The sequence below is a fragment of the Corynebacterium sp. UMB0012 genome (assembly GCF_030216265.1).
GTDB lineage: Bacteria > Actinomycetota > Actinomycetes > Mycobacteriales > Mycobacteriaceae > Corynebacterium.
The window spans coordinates 23,226-42,567 of record NZ_JASOKQ010000011.1; the positions used below are offsets into that span (position 1 = coordinate 23,226).

A 19,342-nucleotide genomic window follows, 5' to 3' on the forward strand; every position below is an offset into this window, starting at 1 on the left:
CAGGCAGGAATTTAAGCCCATTCGGCGTGCACGAGGAAGTGCGCGGCCTGGCGGGCAATGGAAAGGGTTTCCTCGGTGGAGTCACCGGTGACGTTGACGTGGCCAATCTTGCGGCCAGGGCGGTGGTCCTTGCCGTAAAGGTGAATCTTGGCCTGCGGGTAGCGCTGCAGTACTTCACGGACGCGCTCCGGCATGGGCATGGCGGGATCTTCGTCAGCGCCCAAAACATTGGCCATCACGGTTACAGGTGCAAGCGCGTCGACTGCGCCCAAGGGGAGGTCGAGCACGGCTCGCAGGTGCTGCTCAAATTGAGAGGTCACGCAGCCATCCTGGGTCCAGTGGCCGGTGTTATGCGGGCGCATGGCCAGTTCGTTGACGGAGATATCCTCGCCTTCGGGGCCGTCGAAGGCAAAGAGCTCGACGGCCAGCACGCCGGTCACGCCGAGGGACTCTGCGATGGACAGGCCCAGCTCGGACGCACGCTGGGAAAGTTCCGGTGTAAGGCCAGGGGCGGGGGCAATGGCCTCGGCGCAGATGCCGTTTTCCTGACGGGATTGGGTAATCGGCCACACCTTGGCCTCGCCGGAAGGACGGCGGGCGACCAAGATGGAAAGCTCGCGGGTAAGTTCCACCTTTTCCTCGGCCATCAGCGGGGTTCCGGCCTCGAGCAGCTCGGAGACCAGCTCAAAGCAATTATCGGCGGTGGGGAACCACACGCCCTTGCCGTCGTAACCGCCGCGGCGGGCCTTGAGGCACACGCGGCCATCGACGGCGTCGAAAAAGGCGCGGGCATCGGCCACCGAGTCGATGGCGGCAAAGCGCGGCACGGGAGCGCCCAGCGCGGCGAGCTTTTCGCGCATCTTGAGCTTATCTTGCGCATAAATGAGGGCGGTGGGCTGGGGCTGGACGTTAAATCCGGCGTCGATAAGCGCGGCGGAGTGCTCGTTGGGCACATGCTCATGCTCGAAGGTAATGGCATCCGCGCCCTCTGCCACACCGCGCAGCTCCTCCAAGGAGGTGTAATCCCCCAGCACCACGTCCGGGGTAACCTGCGCGGCGGAGGAGTCCGGCTTGCTGGCCAGAATCCGCAGGTGAACATCGAGTTCCGCGGCGGCCGGCTGCATCATGCGAGCCAGCTGGCCGTCGCCACAAACAGTTACAATAGGCTTTAAGTCACTCACGTCCCCCAATACTAGCCTGGATACTATGTTCACTCGTCATACCATCTTCCAAAATTCCCTCATGACCGCTTTGCTGGACGGCATTTATGACGGCGAAATGACCATTTCGGAACTGCTTGGTAAGGGCAATTTTGGCCTCGGCACCTTTGATGGCCTCGACGGAGAGATGATCATTTTGGATGGCACCTGCTACCAGCTGCGCGGCGATGGCTCCGCGCAGATTGCAGACCTAGACCAGCGCACCCCTTACGCGGTAGCCACGAACTTTGTCCCGCGCATTACTGCCGACGCCCCCGCGGGCCTGCGCCGCGATCAGCTCTCCGCGTTCATCGACAAGCTCGAGCCTTCCGCTAACTATATGTACGCGGTGCGCATCGTGGGCACGTTCAAAGAGGTGACCACCCGCACGGTGGTCAAACAAGAAAAGCCCTACCCGCCAATGTCTGAGGCCGTGGGCGGCGATAAGGAGCTGCACTTTAAGGACGTCGAGGGCGTCATCGGCGGCTTCCGCACCCCCGTCTATGAAAAGGGAATCTCGGTACCGGGCTGCCACGTGCACTTTATCGACGCCGCCCGCACCTCCGGTGGCCACGTGCTGGACTACGTAGTGGATAAGGCAACGGTTGAGCTTTGCCCCGCCTCCGACCTAGAGCTGCGCCTGCCGCTGACGCAAGAATTTAGCCGAGCTAACCTCTCCCCTGAGGATTTGGATAGCCAGCTTCATACCACCGAGGTTAAAACCAAGGGCGATCATTAATAATCTCGGCCACGCGCTTGGGCTTAGCCACGTTGGGAAAATACATGGCCCGGTCCCAGCCGTGAATTGCTAGGGATACCCCGCCCCGGCGCTTGCGGGCGCCGCGGATATCCTGCAGCGGAATCGAATCGATACTGCGGCCCTCGCGCGCGATGACACGCCGGTTGGTCACGATGAAGCGCTTGCGGCGAGCCTTATAAAGGGGAATGACAAAGCGCCAGATTCCCAGCAGCGCCCATACCGCGACGAGACCATTTCGCAGCATCGGGTCTACTGCTTGGACATCGCACCAGCCGATGGCGATCCACAGCAGGCCGGTGATGAGGATGAGCTCGAGGAAGGGGAAAATCAGCGCGCGAAACGGCGCGGAGACATCCGCGCGCTTGACCTCACCTTGGCCCATCTTCATTAGTCCCATAGCTATGGATGCTACCTCGCGTGTCTACTTCCGTGGACGCAGGTGCGTGACATCACCTGCGGAGTAGTACTCGCCGGCGACCATGATGCGGCCGTCCTCGCCGATTTCATCGACGTGCCCGGTGACATCGCCGGACGGAGTTTCCAAGCGCACCTCCTGGCCAAGCGAGGAGCAGACCGCACGGTAGTCGCGCAGGAGCTGCGGATCTTGGTTCTCCCACTGCACGATGCGGCGGCGCAGGTTCTTCAGCACGGTAATGGCCAGCTCGGTGCGGTCCGTATCGCGGCCTTCGAGTGCGAGCGAGGTGGCCTTTTCAATCGGTAGGTCCTCACGAGTCAGGGTGACATTGATGCCCATGCCCACGACGACGCGCGCAGATGGTGCGGCGCCACCTACTGCCTTATTAACCTCTGCTTTATTCACTTCGGCCTTATTAACCTCGGCCTTGTTAACCTCAGTCTTGCCTACCTCTACCTTGGTGAGCTCGGTCTTCGGCGCGGCCTTGAAGGCCTGGCCCACGGGGCCGGCTTCGGCGAGGATGCCGCACAGTTTATTGCCGTCGATATGCACGTCGTTTGGCCACTTCAGCACGGTGCCCTCGATCGAATCGGTCACCGCGAGGCCCGCGGCCAGCGGCAGTGTGCCCAGGTGCTCGAGGGATTCCGGCAGCAAGAGCACGGAGAAAATGACCTGGGAGCCGGCCGGCGCGGTCCAAGTGCGGCCGAGGCGGCCCTTGCCGGAAAGTTGTTCGTCGGCAAGCAGCACGGTGCCATCCGCAACGTTGGTGGCCTGCATCAAATCGGTATTGGTGGAGCCGGTCTTTTCCACGAAATCGATGGTGGTGAAATCGTCCGCCAGCGCGGTGCGAATGCGTTCCAAATCAAGTGCAGTCATAAGCTTCAAGGATACCGGCCGCCAATGGTGCTAGTGTGTTGCGCATGGCAAAGGTCACTTTTGAAAAGGTCAACATCACCTACCCCGGCGCGAGCGCGCCCACGGTAAGAGACTTGGACCTCGATATCGCGGACGGCGAATTCCTAGTCCTCGTTGGCCCTTCGGGCTGCGGCAAGTCCACGACGCTACGTGCGCTGGCGGGGCTGGAACCTACATCCAGCGGCCGCATCACCATCGATGGCAAGGACGTGACCGACCTGGAGCCAGGTGATCGCGATATCGCCATGGTCTTCCAGAACTATGCCCTCTACCCGCACCTGACGGTGGAGGAAAACATGGGCTTTGCCCTGAAGCTGGCAAAGCTTCCCAAATCCGAGATCAAAGCCAAGGTGCACGAGGCGGCGGAAACGCTCGGCCTGACCGAGTATCTCAAGCGCAAGCCCAAGGATCTGTCCGGCGGTCAGCGCCAGCGCGTGGCTATGGGCCGAGCTATTGTGCGCGAGCCGAAGGCCTTCCTTATGGACGAGCCGCTATCTAACTTGGATGCCAAGCTGCGCGTACAGACCCGCGCGGAGTTGGCCAGCCTGCAGCAGCGCCTGGGTACGACGACGGTGTATGTCACCCACGACCAGGTGGAGGCTATGACCATGGGTGACCGCGTGGCGGTGCTCAAGGACGGCGAGCTGCAGCAGGTTGCCCCGCCGCGCGAGCTTTACGACGCCCCCGCGAACGAATTCGTCGCCGGCTTCATCGGCTCACCAGCCATGAATATCTTTGACTACAACGGTTCCCGCGTAGGCGTGCGCCCAGAAAAGATGTTTATCAACAAAGGCCCGGTGGGCTTCCAAGGCGTGGTGGACATTGTGGAAGAGCTGGGAGCCGAGTCCTATGTCTACGTCACCGTTGGCGACAATCGTCTAGTTGCCCGCGCCGAAGGTACCCCACCGCAGCGGGGTGAAGCGGTGGTACTGACCTTCAACCCACGCGAGGCGCACCGCTTCGATCCAGAAACGGGCCGTCGCATCGCCTAGGACTAGCTGAACTAACCGGAGCGGTAAGTCAAACGTGAAAACGGCGGCTGGTCTCCACACGCAGTGTGGGGACGATGCCGGTTGTAGTAATGCAGCCAGGCGTCGAGCTCACCGCGGCGTTCGGCTTCGGAAGTATACCGGTGGGCGTTGAATCACTCGCCAACCCCACCAGGACCGCGGTGGCGGTGATTGCGGTTTCGCCATCGTGAATCTCGGCGTAGACGAGGCAGAAGTAGTCGTCGATGACGGCGTGGACGTAGACCGTGCCTATCCACGGGTCGTAGGGCTTGCTCCGGGGTGGTCATGCTCGTAGCGCGGCCGACGCGAGTCAGCCGGTTGAAATGGCAAGACGAGAGGATACGGTCGGCCATGAGACCTGGAAGCGGGCAGCGACCTCGCTAATCGGCCATCCGTCGTCGACGAGGAGTTGGGCGACCTCCGAGCGGTGGCGAGGTGTGAGGATGGCGTTGGCATGCATTAATCCTCTCCTGCCTCGACAAGCGTCTTCTGCGGCATCTTGAGTTGTCCCAGGGCTGCGAGGAGTGCTCCCGTGGCCAGTGGCACTAGTCCGGCGGCGATAAACAGAGTTCTGATGTCGATGTGGCGGCTGAGGAGTCCGGTGAGAGCGATGGACAGAGGCATGAAGGCGATGGATATAAAGAAGTCGAGGCTGGCGACCCGGCCGAGCATCTCCAAGGGGACGTGTTCTTGGAGTACTGCTCCCCAGATGACCATTCCGATCCCGATCAGCGCCCCGTAGAACGCGAGGCCTGCGCCGATGGCCCACGAATTGCTGGTGAGCGCCGGGATGGACAGGGGCAGGCATCCGATCACCCAGGCACCGACCATGGCCGGCAGGAAGCGTTCCGGTGTGCGCCACGACCCAGCTAGCAGAGAACCCACCACCCCGCCCGCGCCGAGGGCAGCCAGGACGGTGCCGTAGAGTGCAGGTCCGTTGTCATGCGATGAGCGCATGAGGGCAGGTAGGAGGACTTCGAGTGGTCCAGTCACTACCAGTCCCATTACGGCCGCGAACAGGACACTGGAGCGGACCCAACGTGTGCGGGAAACGTAGCGGAAGCCGTCGAGCAGGTCGGTGATCAGTGAGTCTTCCGCACCGTCGGTCTCGGGCTCGGCGCGGGTGGGGGCGGGAAGCTGCAGAGCCGCAAGCAGGGCAAGTCCGAGTGCTGCTGCGATGAGGTATCCGCCAGCGGCGGGCATGCTGGCACCGATGACCGCTCCGACGGCGGCGGGCGCAATTGCCTGTCCGACCAACGGGCGGGCGGCACCTTCGAGGCCGTTGACGGCCATTAAGTCGTCACCGTCCACCAGGACTGGCACCAGCGCCGTGTAGGCGGGGAAGAAGAAGGCGGTTGAAGTGCCAATAATGAACGCGGAAACCGCGAGCATCCAGAAGGTAACAATGTCGAGGATTGCTGCCGTGGACGTCGCGGTCGCGATAGCGAGGTTCAGGGTGAGCACGCCCACGATGACGGACTTATTGGGGATCCGGTCTGCAATTACGCCAGCTGGGAGGGATCCTGCAAGCAGGCCAATGCCGCTCCAGACTACGACACCCGACAGGGTGGCTGGCGTGGCGCCCAGGTCGAGGGTCTGCATGGCAAGGTAGAGGGCCCAGGCACCCTGGGCGAAGATGGTCAGCACCATCGCTGCGAACAGCTGACGGTACGTGGTGATGGTCAAGGGGTGAAGCGGGTTCATGGCATGTCCTTCAGGTCAAGGTTCAGGTGGGGCCAGTCGGCCAGGTCGTGGAGCATCTGCCGGTCATGCGTGGCAACGATCACCGCGCAGGAGGTCTGCAGCAGCTCGGTGGTGATGTCATCAACGAGGATCGAGGACAGATGATTGGTGGGCTCGTCCAGGAGCAGCAGGTCTGGATCCTGGGCCAGACACATGGCCAGGTGGAGACGGCGTTGCTGTCCTTGCGACAAGCGCCCCACCGGCGTGCCGGTTGCGGAGGCTTCCAGCAGCCCGAGCGAGCCGAGGGACGGCGCCTGAGCTCGACGGCCTAGCTTCGTCAGGTACGCCTCATAGACCTCGTGTGCGGGGCTGGAGCGGTCCCAGTCGGGGACCTCTTGGGACAGCAGAGCGATGCGCGCTCTCGGATTAACTCGCACATGTCCCGTGGTGGGGGCCAGCCGCCCTGCGACAAGTGCCAACAGGGTGGATTTTCCCGTGCCGTTCGGTCCGGTGACCACCAACCGGTCACCGCCGTTCACGTCGACCGAAACCGGAGCGTCCAATCGGTCCTTCACAGTAACCTGGGTGGCGTTCATGATGCTCTGTCCGGCACGGGTTGCCGAGGCGGGCCACGCAAGACGCAGTGGCGGCGCCGGGACGCCGATTTCATGACTTTTCAGGTCTTCGATACGTCGGTTGAAGGCTTGGACCACTCCAGCAGCGCGTGTGGCGCGTTGGTGCTTGCCTGTGCCCTTTTCAGGTCTCCATCCACCCTGGGACAGGCGGGAGCGCGCCTCGGCTGCAGCGCGTGTCAGTTCCTCGTGTCGGGCAACCTGGGCGGCGTGATCCTGTTCCCACTTGAGGCGTTCTCGTCGGCGGCCTTCAATCCAGCCTTTGTAGCCGCCCGAGTAGGTTCGCGGGACACCATCTCGGGTCGGGTCGAGATCCAGGAAGGTCGTCGCCACATCATGCAGCAGCGCGCGGTCGTGACTGACCAGAGCCAGGCCACCAGGGTGGTCACGCAGTTGCTCGGTTAGAAAAGACAGTCCTTCAGCATCCAGGTGGTTGGTGGGCTCATCCAACAGGAGCAGGTCGGGGGTCGATCCAAGTGCGACGGCGAGCCGGACCCGGTAACGTTGTCCGACCGACAAGGTCGACAGGATGCGAGCGCGGTCGCTGCAGGCGTCAAGGCCTGCCAGTGCGATGTCCACCCGCCTTTCTGCGTCCCAGGCGTCCAGTAGCGTGGCGGTCTCGAGCGCTGCGGAATAGGCATCGGCCGCGTCGTCACCCGCGGCGAGTGCAGCGCTCGCGACGTCAAGGGCCTCGAGCGCAGACCTAGAGGGAGCAGTCGCTTCGGCGATGAGGTCGCCGACGGTGCGGTTACCCTCGGCAGACATGTCCTGCTTAACCAAGACGCGGGAACCCATCTGGGTCACTACTCCCGAGTCAGGGGTCAGGAGCCCGGCCAAAATGTGAAGCAAGGTGGTCTTGCCACGACCGTTGTCCCCGACGATCGCCAGACGTGAGCCGGCGGAGACGGTGACGTCCAGCCCGTTCAGGAGGTGCCTGTCCCCCAAGGTGATGTGGATTGATTCAGCGCGGATGTGTGCGGCGAGCCCTTGGGGCGTTCCACTCCACACACATGACCGCAAGGTTGGTGTGTTTGGCATTGCATACTCTCAGCTCGTCATGGAGCCGGGCAGCACAAGATGGCCGCCCGGCAGATGGCCAGGACGGCAGACGAAAGATCAGAAGGGGTCCCGCCGCCGTCAGCGGGCGGAACGCAGCTTCATGGAAGCGATGCCTGAGTACATGCGGCAGAGTCTACCCAGCGGGGCGGATCTCGGCAAACCAATTAACATCTAAGGTCAATACAACTAGCACCCACGATTCCCCACGGAGGAGACTTAGCCGCGAAGGCAGCTAGGCCGTCGTAGAACAGGTACACGGCCAAGCCAGCCACATCCCCCTTTACTACCCCCATTTAGAGTTAAATAGGCCAAAATTATCCACCTTTTGGTTTCCGTATTTTAGGTTTAAAGAACCGAAAGTTTTCCGAAAGGTGAATTCCATGAAGAAATTCCTGCTTCGCACCACCGTTGCGACAACCGCAGTTTTGGCACTGGCCGGCTGCTCTTCTTCCTCCTCCGATTCCGCTGCGGGCGGTTCCTCCGAGGGCGGCGCGGATGCGCACGGCCCCATCACCTTTGCCATGGGCAAAAATGACACGGACAAGGTGACGCCCATCATCGAGAAATGGAACGAGGAGCACCCAGACGAAAAGGTCACGCTCAAGGAGCTGGCCGGCGAGGCCGACGCCCAGCGCGAAACCCTGGTGCAGTCCCTGCAGGCAGGCAGCGATGACTACGATGTCATGGCCCTCGACGTGGTGTGGACCGCAGAGTTCGCCGCCAACCAGTGGCTCCAGCCGCTCAATGGTGACTTTGAAACCAATACGGATGAGCTTTTGCCGGCCACCGTGGAGTCTGCCACCTATAACGACGTGCTCTACGCCCTGCCGCAAAACACCAACGGACAGCTTCTTTTCCGCAATACCGAGCTCGCGGATAAGGCGCCGGAGAAGTTCGCGGATCTTAAGTCCGCCTGTAAGGCACTGGACAAGGGCAAGGACTGCCTGACCACCCAGTTCAAGCAGTACGAGGGTTTGGCACTCAACACCGCCGGCTTTATGGAAGGTTGGGGTGGTTCTGTCCTGGATAAGGACGGCAACGTCACCGTTGATTCCAAGGAGGCCAAGGACGGCCTGCAGGCCATGGTGGATGCCTACAAGGAGGAGACCATTTCCAAGGACTCCACCGCCGCTACCGAGGAAGAAACCAATATGGCCTTTACTGAAGGCAAGACCGCCTTCGCCGTGAACTGGCCCTATATGTACTCCAATGCGGTTGATGCCGGCGTCGACGTCGAGGTTCAGGCCCCGCTGGGCAAGGACGGCGTAGGCGTGTCCACGCTGGGTGGCTATAACAACGGCATCAATATCAACTCCAAGAATAAGGGCACCGCGCTCGACTTCATGAAGTTCATCATCAACGAGGACAACCAGAAGTCCTTTGCGGAGCAGTCCTTCCCGCCGGTCTTGGCTTCCATCTACGATGACCCGCAGCTGCAGCAGGAATTCCCGTACCTGCCGGCGCTGAAGGAATCTTTGGAGAACGCGGCACCGCGCCCGGTTTCCCCGTTCTACTCGGCGATTTCTAAGGCCATCCAAGACAATGCCTACGCCGCATTGACGGATGGCAAGTCTGTCGATGATGCCACCGCCGATATGAAGGCGGCCATCGAATCGGCCTCCCAGGGCTAAACGCCCAATCCGGGTGAGGTAGGCGGGCACACCGCCGCCTCACCCTTTGTGGTTTTCACTCCCCTAATGGGGATAGAATCTAGCCAATACTTAGCATTTCTTGAACAGAAAGGCGGTCCAGCGTGGCTATAGCTTCGCCGACTGCGTCCAAGGGGGCGCCGAAGGGGGCGTCGGCAAGCGCGCCGAAGCCCCAGCGCAAGAATTATGGACGCGTGGCCGGGCTGATTGCTCCGGCGCTCATCGTGCTCGCCGTCATCATCGGCTACCCCATCATCCGCGCCATTGTCCTGTCCTTCCAAGGCAATAGGCAGCTCAACCCGCAAACGGGGCTTTTTGAGGAGGGCGGCTTCGCCGGGCTGGAAAATTACCTGTACTGGATTAATAACCGGTGCGTTTCCGGCACTGGTCAGATTTCTACCTGCCCGCCGGGCGTTATCGCCACGGATTTTTGGCCGGCGGTAAAGATTACGCTCTTTTTCACCATCGTTACCGTGCTGCTGGAGACCATCCTGGGCATGCTGATGGCGCTCATTATGAATGGTGAGTACCGCGGCCGCGGGCTGGTGCGCGCTGCGGTGCTTATCCCCTGGGCCATTCCTACGGCCGTCACGGCCAAGCTGTGGCAGTTCATGTTCGCCCCAGAGGGCATCGTTAACTCGCTACTCGGTGCGAACATTGCTTGGACCACGGACCCGTTTTACGCTCGCCTGGCTGTCATTATCGCGGACGTGTGGAAGACCGCCCCGTTTATGGCGCTGCTCATCCTGGCCGGCCTGCAGATGATTCCCAAGGACGTTTACGATGCCGCCCGCGTGGACGGCGCCAACCGTATTCAGACCTTCTTCCGCATCACGCTCCCGCTGGTGCGCCCGGCGCTCATGGTGGCCGTACTCTTCCGTACCCTGGATGCGCTGCGCATGTATGACCTACCGGTCATCATGATTTCTAGTTCCTCCAACTCCCCCACCGCGACCATCTCGCAGCTGGTGGTAGAGGATATGCGCCAGGGTAACTTCAACTCCGCCTCCGCGCTCTCCACCCTTATTTTCCTTCTCATCTTCGTCGTCGCCTTTATCCTCATCCGCTTCCTTGGTGCGGATGTCTCCGGCAGGAAGGCAGCTAAATAATGCGTAAATTCGGACACTATGCCGGCATCGTCTTCATCATGTTTTGGGGCTTGGCGCCCTTTTACTGGATGCTGGTGACGGCGCTGCGGGATCAGCGTTTCACCTTCGATACCACCCCGTGGCCCACCCACGTCACGCTGGATAATTTCCGCGATGCCTTGGCTACCGATAAGGGAAATGACTTCCTAGCCGCGCTTGGTAACTCGCTGCTTATCTCCCTGGTTACCACCGCTGTGGCCGTGCTCATCGGCGTCTTTACCGCCTATGCGCTCTCCCGCTATGACTTCCCAGGGAAAGGAATCGTCACCGGTATTATCCTGGCCGCCTCCATGTTCCCGGCCATTGCCTTGGTCACCCCGCTCTTCCAGCTCTTTGGCAACCTGGAATGGATTGGTACTTACCGCGCGATGATCATCCCCAATATTTCCTTCGCGCTTCCGCTGACTGTCTATACGCTGCTGAGCTTCTTCCGCCAGCTGCCCTGGGAACTAGAAGAAGCAGCCCGGGTGGATGGCGCCTCGCGCTCCCAGGCTTTCCGCCTCGTACTCCTACCTCTGGCGGCACCAGCGCTATTTACCACCGCGATCATCGCTTTTATCACCACGTGGAATGAGTTCATGCTGGCCAAGCAGCTGTCCACCACCGATACCGAGCCGGTGACCGTGGCCATCGCGCGCTTTTCCGGCCCGTCCGCTTTCGAGTACCCCTATGCCGCCACCATGGCCGCCGGCGCGTTGGTGACCATCCCATTGGTCATCATGGTGCTCATTTTCCAGCACCGCATCGTCGCCGGCCTGACCGCAGGTGGTGTCAAGGCCTAATGCGCCGGGCCATGCTGTGGGATACCGCCTTAGGTTTCCTCGGTTTCTTTAGCCTCCTCGCGGTTATCCAAGCTGTACTCAATCTCTTCCACGACTCCCCCGCCGTCTGGCCCGGCCTCCTGGCCGGCGTCTTGTGCCTCCTTACCTATCTGACCTGGCGGGCGAAAAGAAAGGACCTTTCATGAGCTGGTACCACAATGCTGTCTTCTACCAAGCCCTCGTCGGTTCCTTCAAAGCCGACGGCGATAAGGAGGTAGGTACGCTGCGCGGGGTCATCGATAAGCTGGATTACCTGCAGTGGCTCGGCGTGGACTGCCTGTGGCTCTCGCCGTTTTATGCCAGCCCCTTGCGCGATGATGGCTACGATATCGCGGACTACTATTCCATCCATCCGGATTACGGCACGATGGAGGACTTTGAAGAGCTCATTGCGCAGCTGCACCGCCGCGGCATGCGCATTATGACGGATTTGGCGCTCAATCACACCAGCTCCGACCATCCGTGGTTCCAGGCCTCCCGCACGGATCCCACCGGCCCCTATGGCGATTTCTATGTTTGGGGCGATGACCCGGAGCGCTATCCCGAAATTCGTGTCATTTTCACCGACGTGGAAACATCCAATTGGACGTGGGATGACCAGCGCGGCCAGTACTACTTCCACCGCTTCTACTCCCACCAGCCGGATTTGAACTACGATAACCCGGCCGTGCAGGAGGAAGTGTTCAAGATCTTGTCCTTCTGGATGGACAAAGGATTGGACGGCCTGCGCCTTGATGCCATTGCTTATCTCTTTGAGCGCGATGGTTTGGGTGGCGAGTCCCTGCCGGAGACCATCGAGTTTGTGGAGAAGATTCGCTCCTTCATGGATACCCACTACCCGGATGCGGTGCTCATCGCGGAGGCCAACCAGCCTCCGGCCGAGACCATGCAGTTCTATGGCAAGGGCGAGCGCTTCCACATGGTCTTCAACTTCCCGGTTATGCCGCGGTTGTACCAAGCATTGGCGCTTGCCGACGCCACCCCGGTCTACTCCATCCTTGATGAGCTGCCTGCCCTGCCAGATGGCTGCCAATGGGGTACCTTCCTGCGCAACCACGATGAGCTCACTCTGGAGATGGTGGACGATGACGTGCGCGAGCTGATGTATGAAGCTTTCCTCCCCGATGATGAAATGCGCGCCCATGTGGGCATTGCCCGCCGGCTGATGCCGCTGATGAACGGCGATCGCCGCAAGGTGGAGCTCATGTTCTCGCTGCTGATGACCCTGCCGGGCGCACCGTTTATCTACTACGGCGATGAGATTGGCATGCTCGATGACACCTCGCTGCCGGATCGCTATGCGGTGCGCACCCCGATGCAGTGGGACGATTCCGAGCATTCTGGTTTTAGCACCAAAGCACCTTCCCGCCTTCCGATTGTGGGAGGTACCTCCGTGGCCGCGCAGCTTGAGGATGCCACCTCGTTGCTCAACACCGTCCGCTCCATGATTGCCGAGCGCCATGCCCATCCGGACCTCGGCACCGCTCCGTGCGAACCAGTAGAGACGGGCGAGGAAGCCGTCCTTGGCTACCAGCGCGGCGATCTGCTGTGCTTGCACAACTTCAGCGATCGCTCCATCGACTTGGGCCCAGTAGAGCTCGGGCCGTACGGCTACGCCTGGCTGCCGGCCTAAGCCTTAGCGCGCGGCTGCAGCCTCCTCTCCTACTGGCGCACTGCGCAACCCACAGAGAAAAGCGCCCTGTCGGTCCTTATGGGCCGAGAGGGCGCTTAATAGTTGTGGTGGCCTAGTTCCACTCAGGCGCGTCTTCGAGGCGCAGCTCGGAGTAGCGCGCTTCTGGCACGGAGGCCGAATACGGCTTGCCTTGGGCTTCCCACTGCTGGTCAGAGTTGCAGCGCACGTCCTGACCGTCAGTGTCGAGCATGGTAAAGCCCCACACCAGCTTGCCCTGCGAGTTCGCAGGCAGGGTGTACGGGCCAACCACCTGGTTTAGCTTCCAGTGCTGCTCGCTGACGTAGTTGAAGCCATAGGTCTTGGTCAGCACCTTGGCCAGCTCGCCGGTGCCCTCAACAGATCCGGAGACCTCGATGGTCTGGGTGCGAGCTTGGGTGACGGTGTGCTTGACCGGTACTTCCTCGGCGTTGCGGTTAGCCACGCTGGTGGCGTCGGTCTGCTTGAACCAGCGGCGCTTTGCGGTGACGTAGGTGCCGTTTTCACCTGGCGTCGAGCAATGCGTGCCCGGCTTATAGTCGTCATTCCAGCGCTGGGGCAGCTCAAAGTCCCCACCGAAATCAGCGGCGTGGGCAACAGGAGCGGCCACCAGGCTCAGCGCCGCGAGGGCGCTAGCGATGGACGTCTTGCTCACGTTTAGCCCCAATCGTTGTTATCGCGAGTGGAGACCTCGATGTGGCGCTCCTTCGGCAGGGTGGCGGTGAAGGTGCCGCCGTTGGCCTGCCACTTGTGGTCGGAGCCGCACACGGTCTTCTGGCCCTCGAAGTCAGAGACAACCCAGCCTGCGCGCAGGACGGCGGTCTTGCCCGGAGCAATGTTGTACGGGCCAACCTGCTCGCCTACCTCATAGGACTGGCTATCGGTGTAGCTGGAGGAGAAGGTGAAGTTGATGAGGTCCATCAGCTTGAAGTCAATGCCAGCGGACACATTCCAGGTCTTGGTCTTGGTCTCGGTGATGGAACGGGTTACTGGCAACGGCTCATCGTTGTAGTTGGACACGGTCCAGGAACCGGCGGAGCCATCAAAGTAGGTGCGCTTGATGTCAACGGTCTGGCCGGTGTCGCCCGGGTTGGAGCAACGCTCACCGATGGTGGTCGGGTTAGCCGGGCCGAGGTCACGCTGCGGCAGGGCGTTAGCGGCCGGAGCGAAGATGAGGCCGGAAGCAACGGCAAGAGCCGCGGTGGTAGAAGCAATCTTGGACTTGAACATGGAATTTTCTCCTTGCGTAGATGCGGGTGGTGTTTAGTAGATGGTCTGGGTAGGAACCGGCAGGTCGCGGAATTCGTCTGGAGTGACGTCCTCGGTGCGGGTATTGCCGGCCTTATCGGTGATCTTGGCCTCTGCCCAGAAGCCGCTCGGGGCGGAGGTCTGCTTGTAGTTAGAGGTGAGGTCGTAGTTTCCGCTCTTGCCGCAGTGAATCTCGCGGTAGTTAATGCGGGTCATGGTGGTGCCATACTCCACACGCACGCGCTCGCCTGGCTTGAGGTCGACGTGCTTGAGCTCGGTGCCGACCGGCATGTAGGCACGCTTTACGGCACCGACGGACTCCAGCCAGCCCTTCGGAATATCGCCGCGGTTGCCCTGCCAATTGGTGTACGGGGCGTGCTCGGCACCAACGACGAAGTCAGTTACCGGTGCAAACTCGTAGTCACCCTTGGACCAGTTGAGGAAGTCCGTGGAGTAACCAGCCTTGCGGTAGGTCGGCTTTACCGCGGTGATGTCCAGCGGGTACCAGGAGGTATCGCCGGCTTCACACTTATCGCCTTCCTTAGGCCAGGAGGGATCGCGCTGCAGATCTGCAGAAGGCTGCATGATCTCGTCCTTCTTCGGATCGGCGATCTTTTCTAGGCTCGGGCCGGATACAGAGGTGTAATTGCCCTCGATCGGCTTGGAGTTTGCACCCGGGGAACGGGATGGAATTTCCATGGCCAAATCGGATACGGAGCCGTCCGCCTTGATGATGTAGGCAAAGGCGTAGCGCTCGGCCGGGCCCTTACCGCGGATGACGTTGGAGCCTGGGATGTTTTCCAGGCGGTCATCGTTGCAGCCTACGAACATGGAGATGAAGTCCTTTTCAATGACGCCGTATTCGACGCGGAAGGACTCACCTGGCTTCAGCTTCACAGGGCCGAAGGTTTCTTTATCGCGCCAGCCGTTGGTCATCTTCAGACCGATATCGGACTTAGCGGTGGTGTCCCAACCGGAAGGCAGCTTGGCCTTGGAATTGGCTTCAATCTCGTGATTGGTACCAGTTTCTACCTCGGCGGTGTAGGGCACTTCTTGGTTGGTGGTGTTTTTAAACTGCAGGGTGCCGTCGCTCATGTAGCGGCGGCCGGTTTCCGCAAAGCGCCATTCACGCTCTGCATTGTCGCCGGCGGCACTGCAGCTCTTGTAGAGGTTGGAAATGGGATATGCCTGCGGCATCGGGGGAACATCTCCCGCGTGTGCCACTGGCGTGAAAAGAGCCGCTACGGCGAGCGGTGCGAGCAAACGCAGTCCCTTTTTAATCACCAGAAGACCGTCCTTAATAGATCGTTAAAAATTAGGGGAAACATTCATGAAGACTCAGGTAATAATAAGGGCTTACAGGTCTCACATCAATAGTTGAATGAAATTCTTTCTAATGCTTTACCCACCTTGAGGTGCAATAATGGGTGCTCACCTGCCCAGCACCGTTAAATGTTTACAGAAGAAACCACCCCCAGATTAGGGCCCTTCGACCTGGTGTCACCCAGGGAATCCCCAGATTCTACGCACTGCCCACGTTGCAGTGGCATTTACCACACAATCGTTTTCCACTCCGCGTTCCCGCAGCGTTCCATTCCGCATTGAGCGGGGTGCGCTAGTAGTGTGGGGGCCTATGACTGACCTGAAAACCACCGCCGGCAAGATCGAGGACCTGGACACCAAGCTCGCCGAGTCCCGCGCGCCGCTGGGAGAAGGCGAGCCGGCCGCCCGCACCCGCGTGACGCAGCTGCTCGATGAGGGCTCCTTCGTGGAAACGGACGCGCTAGCCCGTCACCGCTCCACCGACTTTGGTCGTGAGCATGACCGCCCCTATACCGATGGCGTGGTCACCGGCTACGGCACTATCGACGGCCGCCGCGTGTGCGTCTTTAGCCAGGACGGCGAAATCTTCGACGGCACGATGGGTGAGGTTTATGCCGAAAAGCTCACCAAGGTATATGACCTCGCCATCAAGACCGGCGTGCCCATCATCGGCATCTATGAATCCACCGGCCCGCGTGTGCAAGAGGGCATCGTCACCATGGCAGGATACGCCCGCCTCATGGCGCGAGTCTCCCAGGCTTCGGGCCTCATCCCGCAGATTTCCGTTGTCGCGGGCAATACCAGCGGCATTGCGGCGTTCGCGCCGACGTTTGCCGATGTCCTCGTAGTTACCCAAGGCACCGCCCTCCACCAGGCCGCCAGCCACGTGGCCGGCGCGGAGCCAGAGACCTTCGGCGGCGCCGCAGCCCACGCAGAGTCTGGCACCGCTCACCTGGTGGCCAGCGACGACAAGCAGGCTTTGTCCCTCGTGCGCGACGTTTTGGCCTACTTCCCCGCCAATAACCGCGCCGCGGCGCCGCGAGTGGAGGCCGGTAGCGTCGCGGACTTTGATCTCAATAGCGTCATCCCGGATACCGCCGCGCAGGCCTACGACATGAGCGAAGTCATCAAGGCTGTCGTCGATGAAGGCTCCTTCTTCGAGCTTTCTGCCGAGGCGGCACAAAACATCGTTACTGGCTTTGCTTACATCGATGGCCGCGCCGTCGGCATCGTTGCCAACCAACCGCTGGCACTGGCCGGTGCCTTGGACTCCGCCGCGGCAGAAAAGGCCGCACGCTTCGTGCGTACCTGCGATGCCTTCAATACTCCCATCGTGGAATTCGTGGACTCCCCAGGCTTTGTGCCTACCCCGGAGGAGGAAAAGGCCGGCCTACTGCGCAGGGCGTCGAAGTTTGCCTATGCGCAGGCTGAAGCGAGCGTCGGCAAGCTCACTGTGATCACCCGCAAGGCCATTGGCCCGGCCTACGTATTTATGGGCGCCAAGGACCTCGGCGCGGACCTAGTCTACGCATGGCCCACCGCGGAAGTTGCCGTCACCCAGGCCTCCCAAGCTTCCCTGGCTATTTATGGCTCGGAGGACAAGGAAGAGGAGATGGACGAGCTCTTCTTGCACCCGTATGCCGCAGCAGAGCGCGGGCTGGCAGATAACGTTATCGAGCCATCTGCAACCCGCCACTACCTGGTAGAAGGCCTTCGCTTGCTCGAGCGCAAGGCCGTGGCCCAGGTACCAAAGAAGCACGGAACCGTTTAGGAGGGGAAATGTCTACGCCGAAAATCAAGGTAGTCAAGGGCAATCCCACCGAGGATGAGCTCGCGGCCCTGCGCACCGTATTGGCGCAGATGAGCGCCAAGCACTCGGGCGTTGCCGGAGAACGCAATGAATGGGGCAACCCGGCCGAGAGCTTCGAGCGCTTTGGCGCGCAGCGCGTCTACAACCCCTCCGCCTTCCATACCGTGCGGTACTTCTAATGCGGCTTATCCTTGCCTCCCAATCACCCTCGCGCGCGTCTATTCTGCGCGGCGCGGGCGTGGAGCCCGTATTGGAGCCAGCCGATATTGACGAGCGCTCCCTGGAAGCCTCGCTCGCGGGCCACCCGCCGGCCGATATCGTGGCGGCCCTCGCCACCGCCAAGGCTGAAAAGGTGGCCGAGCGCTACCCCGCCGAGCCCGTCATCGGCGGCGATTCCATGCTGCTGCTTGACGGCGAACTCCAAGGCAAGCCCCTTACTGAGGAAGCCACAATTGAGCGCTGGCATCAGCAAGCCGGCCGCACAGCCGAGCTGCTTACCGGTCACTGCCTCATCTTTGGTGATAAGCGCCATGTGGAAACGTCCACCACCACGGTGCACTTTGCCCAGGCCAACGAGGCCGATATCGCCGCCTATGCCCACTCCGGCGAGCCTCTCCACTGCGCCGGCGCCTTCACCTTGGAAGCAATGGGCGGCTGGTTCATTGACCGCATCGAAGGCGATCCTTCTTCCGTTATCGGGCTATCGCTGCCGGTGGTGCGCCGCGCGCTCTATACCTTTGATCTGAACGTCTCCGATTTCTGGTAGCAGCGCGCCGGCGTCGCTACAGTGGGGTGGCATGGAAATGAAAGACATGCTTGCCCCGAAACCCATCGAGCTGCCAGCCGATCCCGGCGCGGAGTCCACCTCGGATCTCGCCGCCGGCATTGTTGCCCACCCCGATTCCCCGCTGCTGTGGGCGCTCCTAGCGGAGCAGGAACTCAAGGAGCAGGAAGGCTCTGAACCGTCCACTTTCATCACCGCCTACGCCTACGCGCGCACGGGCTACCACCGCAGCCTCGACCGTCTTCGCGGCAATGGTTGGAAGGGTTGGGGCCCTGTCCCCTTCTCCCATGAGCCGAACCAGGGTGTCCTACGCGCCATCGCCGCGCTCGGCCACGCAGCCAAGGCCATCGGCGAGGACGACGAATACGACCGCATTCGCCAGATGCTTTCCGACGCCGACCCGGACTCCGTCGCCACCCTCCTCGACTAATCCTGGAGTTCCCGCATGCCTGCCGTGACACCGCGCTGCCTACGCCGTTTCTCCGCTGCCGCACTGCTCACCGCTGCCGTGCCGTTCGCGCTAAGCGCCTGCGGCGCTCAGGAGGATTCTTCTTCCTCCCCAGAGCCGGTCTTTTCCAGCCAAGCACCTGCCGAGGACGAGTCCTCCAGCGGGGAGAATGCGGATTCCGCAGCAGCACCCTCCCCATCTGAGTCCACCGACGGGGACGAGGAGGAGACCACGCAGCAGCAGGATAAGGGCAAGGACAGCGAGTGCACGGAGCTGCCCAACGACCCGCGCAAGGTCTACGCCTCTGGCACGGCCCCCGGGCGCATGCCCGCCGATGACGGCAGCGATTTCAATTACTGGATCGCCGATATCGACAACTCCTATGACCCGTGCGCCACGATTAGCTGGATCATCTTCCGCGGCTCAATGGGCGATTTGAACGGTCCGGCGGGCACCGGCGCCTCTATTGCTGATGGCATAGCTTTCTACATCAATGGCGCTCCGGCCAAGGACATGTCCGTCTTCCACAAGGTAGAGAGCGTCACCCCGGTATCAGACAACGAGGTCGATTTCACGTGGGGAGAGCGCAGCCGCACCACCGCAGAGGGCATTACCGCCCACCACACCGTGCGCTTGCGGGCACAGGGCGATTCCCTCGAACCGGTATCCGGCGAAGTCGCGGAATTCAACAAGATGTGGGTTGACCTTCCCAGCTATCAGCTTGGCACCTACGACTAACTTTTAGGCCGGCACTTAACCGCCTATGCCG

The 19,342-nt window shown here is 61.3% G+C and carries 20 protein-coding genes and 1 pseudogene; 12 read left to right on the forward strand and 9 right to left on the reverse strand.

What is annotated here, in order from left to right:
* Positions 1 to 11 precede the first annotated feature (11 nt).
* Positions 12 to 1,127: a 5-(carboxyamino)imidazole ribonucleotide synthase gene (locus QP324_RS06830; protein WP_284815289.1), complete on the reverse strand. Its 1,116-nt coding sequence runs from the start codon at positions 1,125 to 1,127 to the stop codon at positions 12 to 14.
* Positions 1,128 to 1,206: 79 nt separating this feature from the next.
* Here QP324_RS06830 and budA point away from each other — a divergent pair, with 79 nt between their 5' ends.
* Positions 1,207 to 1,938 carry an acetolactate decarboxylase gene (gene budA, locus QP324_RS06835; RefSeq protein ID WP_204610019.1) on the forward strand — a complete coding sequence of 244 codons (732 nt, stop codon included), beginning with the start codon at positions 1,207 to 1,209 and terminating at the stop codon, positions 1,936 to 1,938.
* Here budA and QP324_RS06840 read toward each other — a convergent pair.
* Both QP324_RS06840 and QP324_RS06845 read right to left on the reverse strand, forming a co-directional pair.
* Positions 1,916 to 2,356, reverse strand: a complete 441-nt coding sequence (locus tag QP324_RS06840) for a hypothetical protein (protein WP_284815222.1) — start codon at positions 2,354 to 2,356, stop codon at positions 1,916 to 1,918. The genes budA and QP324_RS06840 overlap by 23 nt on opposite strands.
* A gap of 24 nt (positions 2,357 to 2,380) precedes the next feature.
* Positions 2,381 to 3,250, reverse strand: a complete 870-nt coding sequence (locus tag QP324_RS06845; protein WP_284815224.1) for a biotin--[acetyl-CoA-carboxylase] ligase — start codon at positions 3,248 to 3,250, stop codon at positions 2,381 to 2,383.
* A 44-nt stretch (positions 3,251 to 3,294) separates the two neighbouring features.
* On the opposite strand from QP324_RS06845, the gene QP324_RS06850 reads away from it, so the two are divergent.
* Entirely contained in the window at positions 3,295 to 4,281 is a 987-nt protein-coding gene (locus tag QP324_RS06850; protein ID WP_284815225.1) for an ABC transporter ATP-binding protein, read from the forward strand.
* 29 nt (positions 4,282 to 4,310) lie between these two features.
* Here QP324_RS06850 and QP324_RS06855 read toward each other — a convergent pair.
* From QP324_RS06855 to QP324_RS06865, 3 genes and pseudogenes are all read right to left on the reverse strand, one after another.
* Positions 4,311 to 4,759, reverse strand: a pseudogene (locus QP324_RS06855) (integrase core domain-containing protein); the annotation flags it as partial.
* Positions 4,759 to 6,003 carry an MFS transporter gene (locus QP324_RS06860; protein ID WP_239228946.1) on the reverse strand — a complete coding sequence of 415 codons (1,245 nt, stop codon included), beginning with the start codon at positions 6,001 to 6,003 and terminating at the stop codon, positions 4,759 to 4,761. The gene QP324_RS06860 and the pseudogene QP324_RS06855, both read right to left, overlap by 1 nt.
* A complete protein-coding gene (locus QP324_RS06865) occupies positions 6,000 to 7,652 on the reverse strand; it encodes an ABC-F family ATP-binding cassette domain-containing protein (RefSeq protein WP_239278901.1) in 1,653 nt (550 codons plus the stop codon). The genes QP324_RS06860 and QP324_RS06865 overlap by 4 nt, the downstream gene beginning before the upstream one ends.
* A 401-nt stretch (positions 7,653 to 8,053) precedes the next feature.
* Here QP324_RS06865 and QP324_RS06870 point away from each other — a divergent pair, with 401 nt between their 5' ends.
* The 5 genes from QP324_RS06870 to QP324_RS06890 all read left to right on the forward strand — a co-directional run bounded on the left by QP324_RS06870 (position 8,054) and on the right by QP324_RS06890 (position 12,924).
* A complete protein-coding gene (locus tag QP324_RS06870; protein ID WP_284815229.1) occupies positions 8,054 to 9,304 on the forward strand; it encodes an ABC transporter substrate-binding protein in 1,251 nt (416 codons plus the stop codon).
* Between the two features lie 212 nt (positions 9,305 to 9,516).
* On the forward strand, positions 9,517 to 10,431 hold the full coding sequence (locus QP324_RS06875; protein WP_239278927.1) for a carbohydrate ABC transporter permease: 915 nt from the start codon (positions 9,517 to 9,519) through the stop codon (positions 10,429 to 10,431).
* Entirely contained in the window at positions 10,431 to 11,252 is an 822-nt protein-coding gene (locus QP324_RS06880; protein WP_086587903.1) for a carbohydrate ABC transporter permease, read from the forward strand. Before QP324_RS06875 ends, QP324_RS06880 begins: the two co-directional genes overlap by 1 nt.
* Positions 11,252 to 11,437: a hypothetical protein gene (locus QP324_RS06885; RefSeq protein ID WP_284815230.1), complete on the forward strand. Its 186-nt coding sequence runs from the start codon at positions 11,252 to 11,254 to the stop codon at positions 11,435 to 11,437. Before QP324_RS06880 ends, QP324_RS06885 begins: the two co-directional genes overlap by 1 nt.
* The gene (locus QP324_RS06890; protein ID WP_284815232.1) at positions 11,434 to 12,924 is read left to right on the forward strand and encodes an alpha-amylase family protein; all 1,491 of its coding nucleotides are present in this window, start codon (positions 11,434 to 11,436) and stop codon (positions 12,922 to 12,924) included. The genes QP324_RS06885 and QP324_RS06890 overlap by 4 nt, the downstream gene beginning before the upstream one ends.
* Positions 12,925 to 13,036: 112 nt before the next feature.
* On the opposite strand, the gene QP324_RS06895 is transcribed toward QP324_RS06890, so the two are convergent.
* The 3 genes from QP324_RS06895 to QP324_RS06905 are packed head-to-tail and all read right to left on the reverse strand — an operon-like array spanning position 13,037 to position 15,492.
* Positions 13,037 to 13,615, reverse strand: coding sequence for a hypothetical protein (locus QP324_RS06895; protein ID WP_005326721.1), 579 nt, complete (start codon positions 13,613 to 13,615; stop codon positions 13,037 to 13,039).
* Positions 13,616 to 13,617: 2 nt separating this feature from the next.
* Positions 13,618 to 14,190 (reverse strand): hypothetical protein, encoded by a 573-nt coding sequence (locus tag QP324_RS06900; RefSeq protein ID WP_198492602.1) that lies wholly within the window; start codon positions 14,188 to 14,190, stop codon positions 13,618 to 13,620.
* 33 nt (positions 14,191 to 14,223) lie between these two features.
* The gene (locus tag QP324_RS06905; RefSeq protein WP_284815234.1) at positions 14,224 to 15,492 is read right to left on the reverse strand and encodes a hypothetical protein; all 1,269 of its coding nucleotides are present in this window, start codon (positions 15,490 to 15,492) and stop codon (positions 14,224 to 14,226) included.
* Between the two features lie 349 nt (positions 15,493 to 15,841).
* Between QP324_RS06905 and QP324_RS06910 the strand changes: the two genes are divergently transcribed.
* From QP324_RS06910 to QP324_RS06930, 5 genes are read left to right on the forward strand one after another with little or no spacing between them, the layout of a single operon-like run.
* Positions 15,842 to 17,302 carry an acyl-CoA carboxylase subunit beta gene (locus QP324_RS06910; protein ID WP_284815236.1) on the forward strand — a complete coding sequence of 487 codons (1,461 nt, stop codon included), beginning with the start codon at positions 15,842 to 15,844 and terminating at the stop codon, positions 17,300 to 17,302.
* 8 nt (positions 17,303 to 17,310) lie between these two features.
* The gene (locus QP324_RS06915; protein WP_284815239.1) at positions 17,311 to 17,520 is read left to right on the forward strand and encodes an acyl-CoA carboxylase subunit epsilon; all 210 of its coding nucleotides are present in this window, start codon (positions 17,311 to 17,313) and stop codon (positions 17,518 to 17,520) included.
* Entirely contained in the window at positions 17,520 to 18,107 is a 588-nt protein-coding gene (locus QP324_RS06920) for a nucleoside triphosphate pyrophosphatase (RefSeq protein ID WP_284815241.1), read from the forward strand. Before QP324_RS06915 ends, QP324_RS06920 begins: the two co-directional genes overlap by 1 nt.
* 31 nt (positions 18,108 to 18,138) lie before the next feature.
* A complete protein-coding gene (locus tag QP324_RS06925) occupies positions 18,139 to 18,555 on the forward strand; it encodes a DUF3151 domain-containing protein (protein WP_284815243.1) in 417 nt (138 codons plus the stop codon).
* 15 nt (positions 18,556 to 18,570) lie between these two features.
* Positions 18,571 to 19,311: a hypothetical protein gene (locus QP324_RS06930; RefSeq protein WP_284815245.1), complete on the forward strand. Its 741-nt coding sequence runs from the start codon at positions 18,571 to 18,573 to the stop codon at positions 19,309 to 19,311.
* The last annotated feature ends 31 nt before the right edge of the window (positions 19,312 to 19,342 follow it).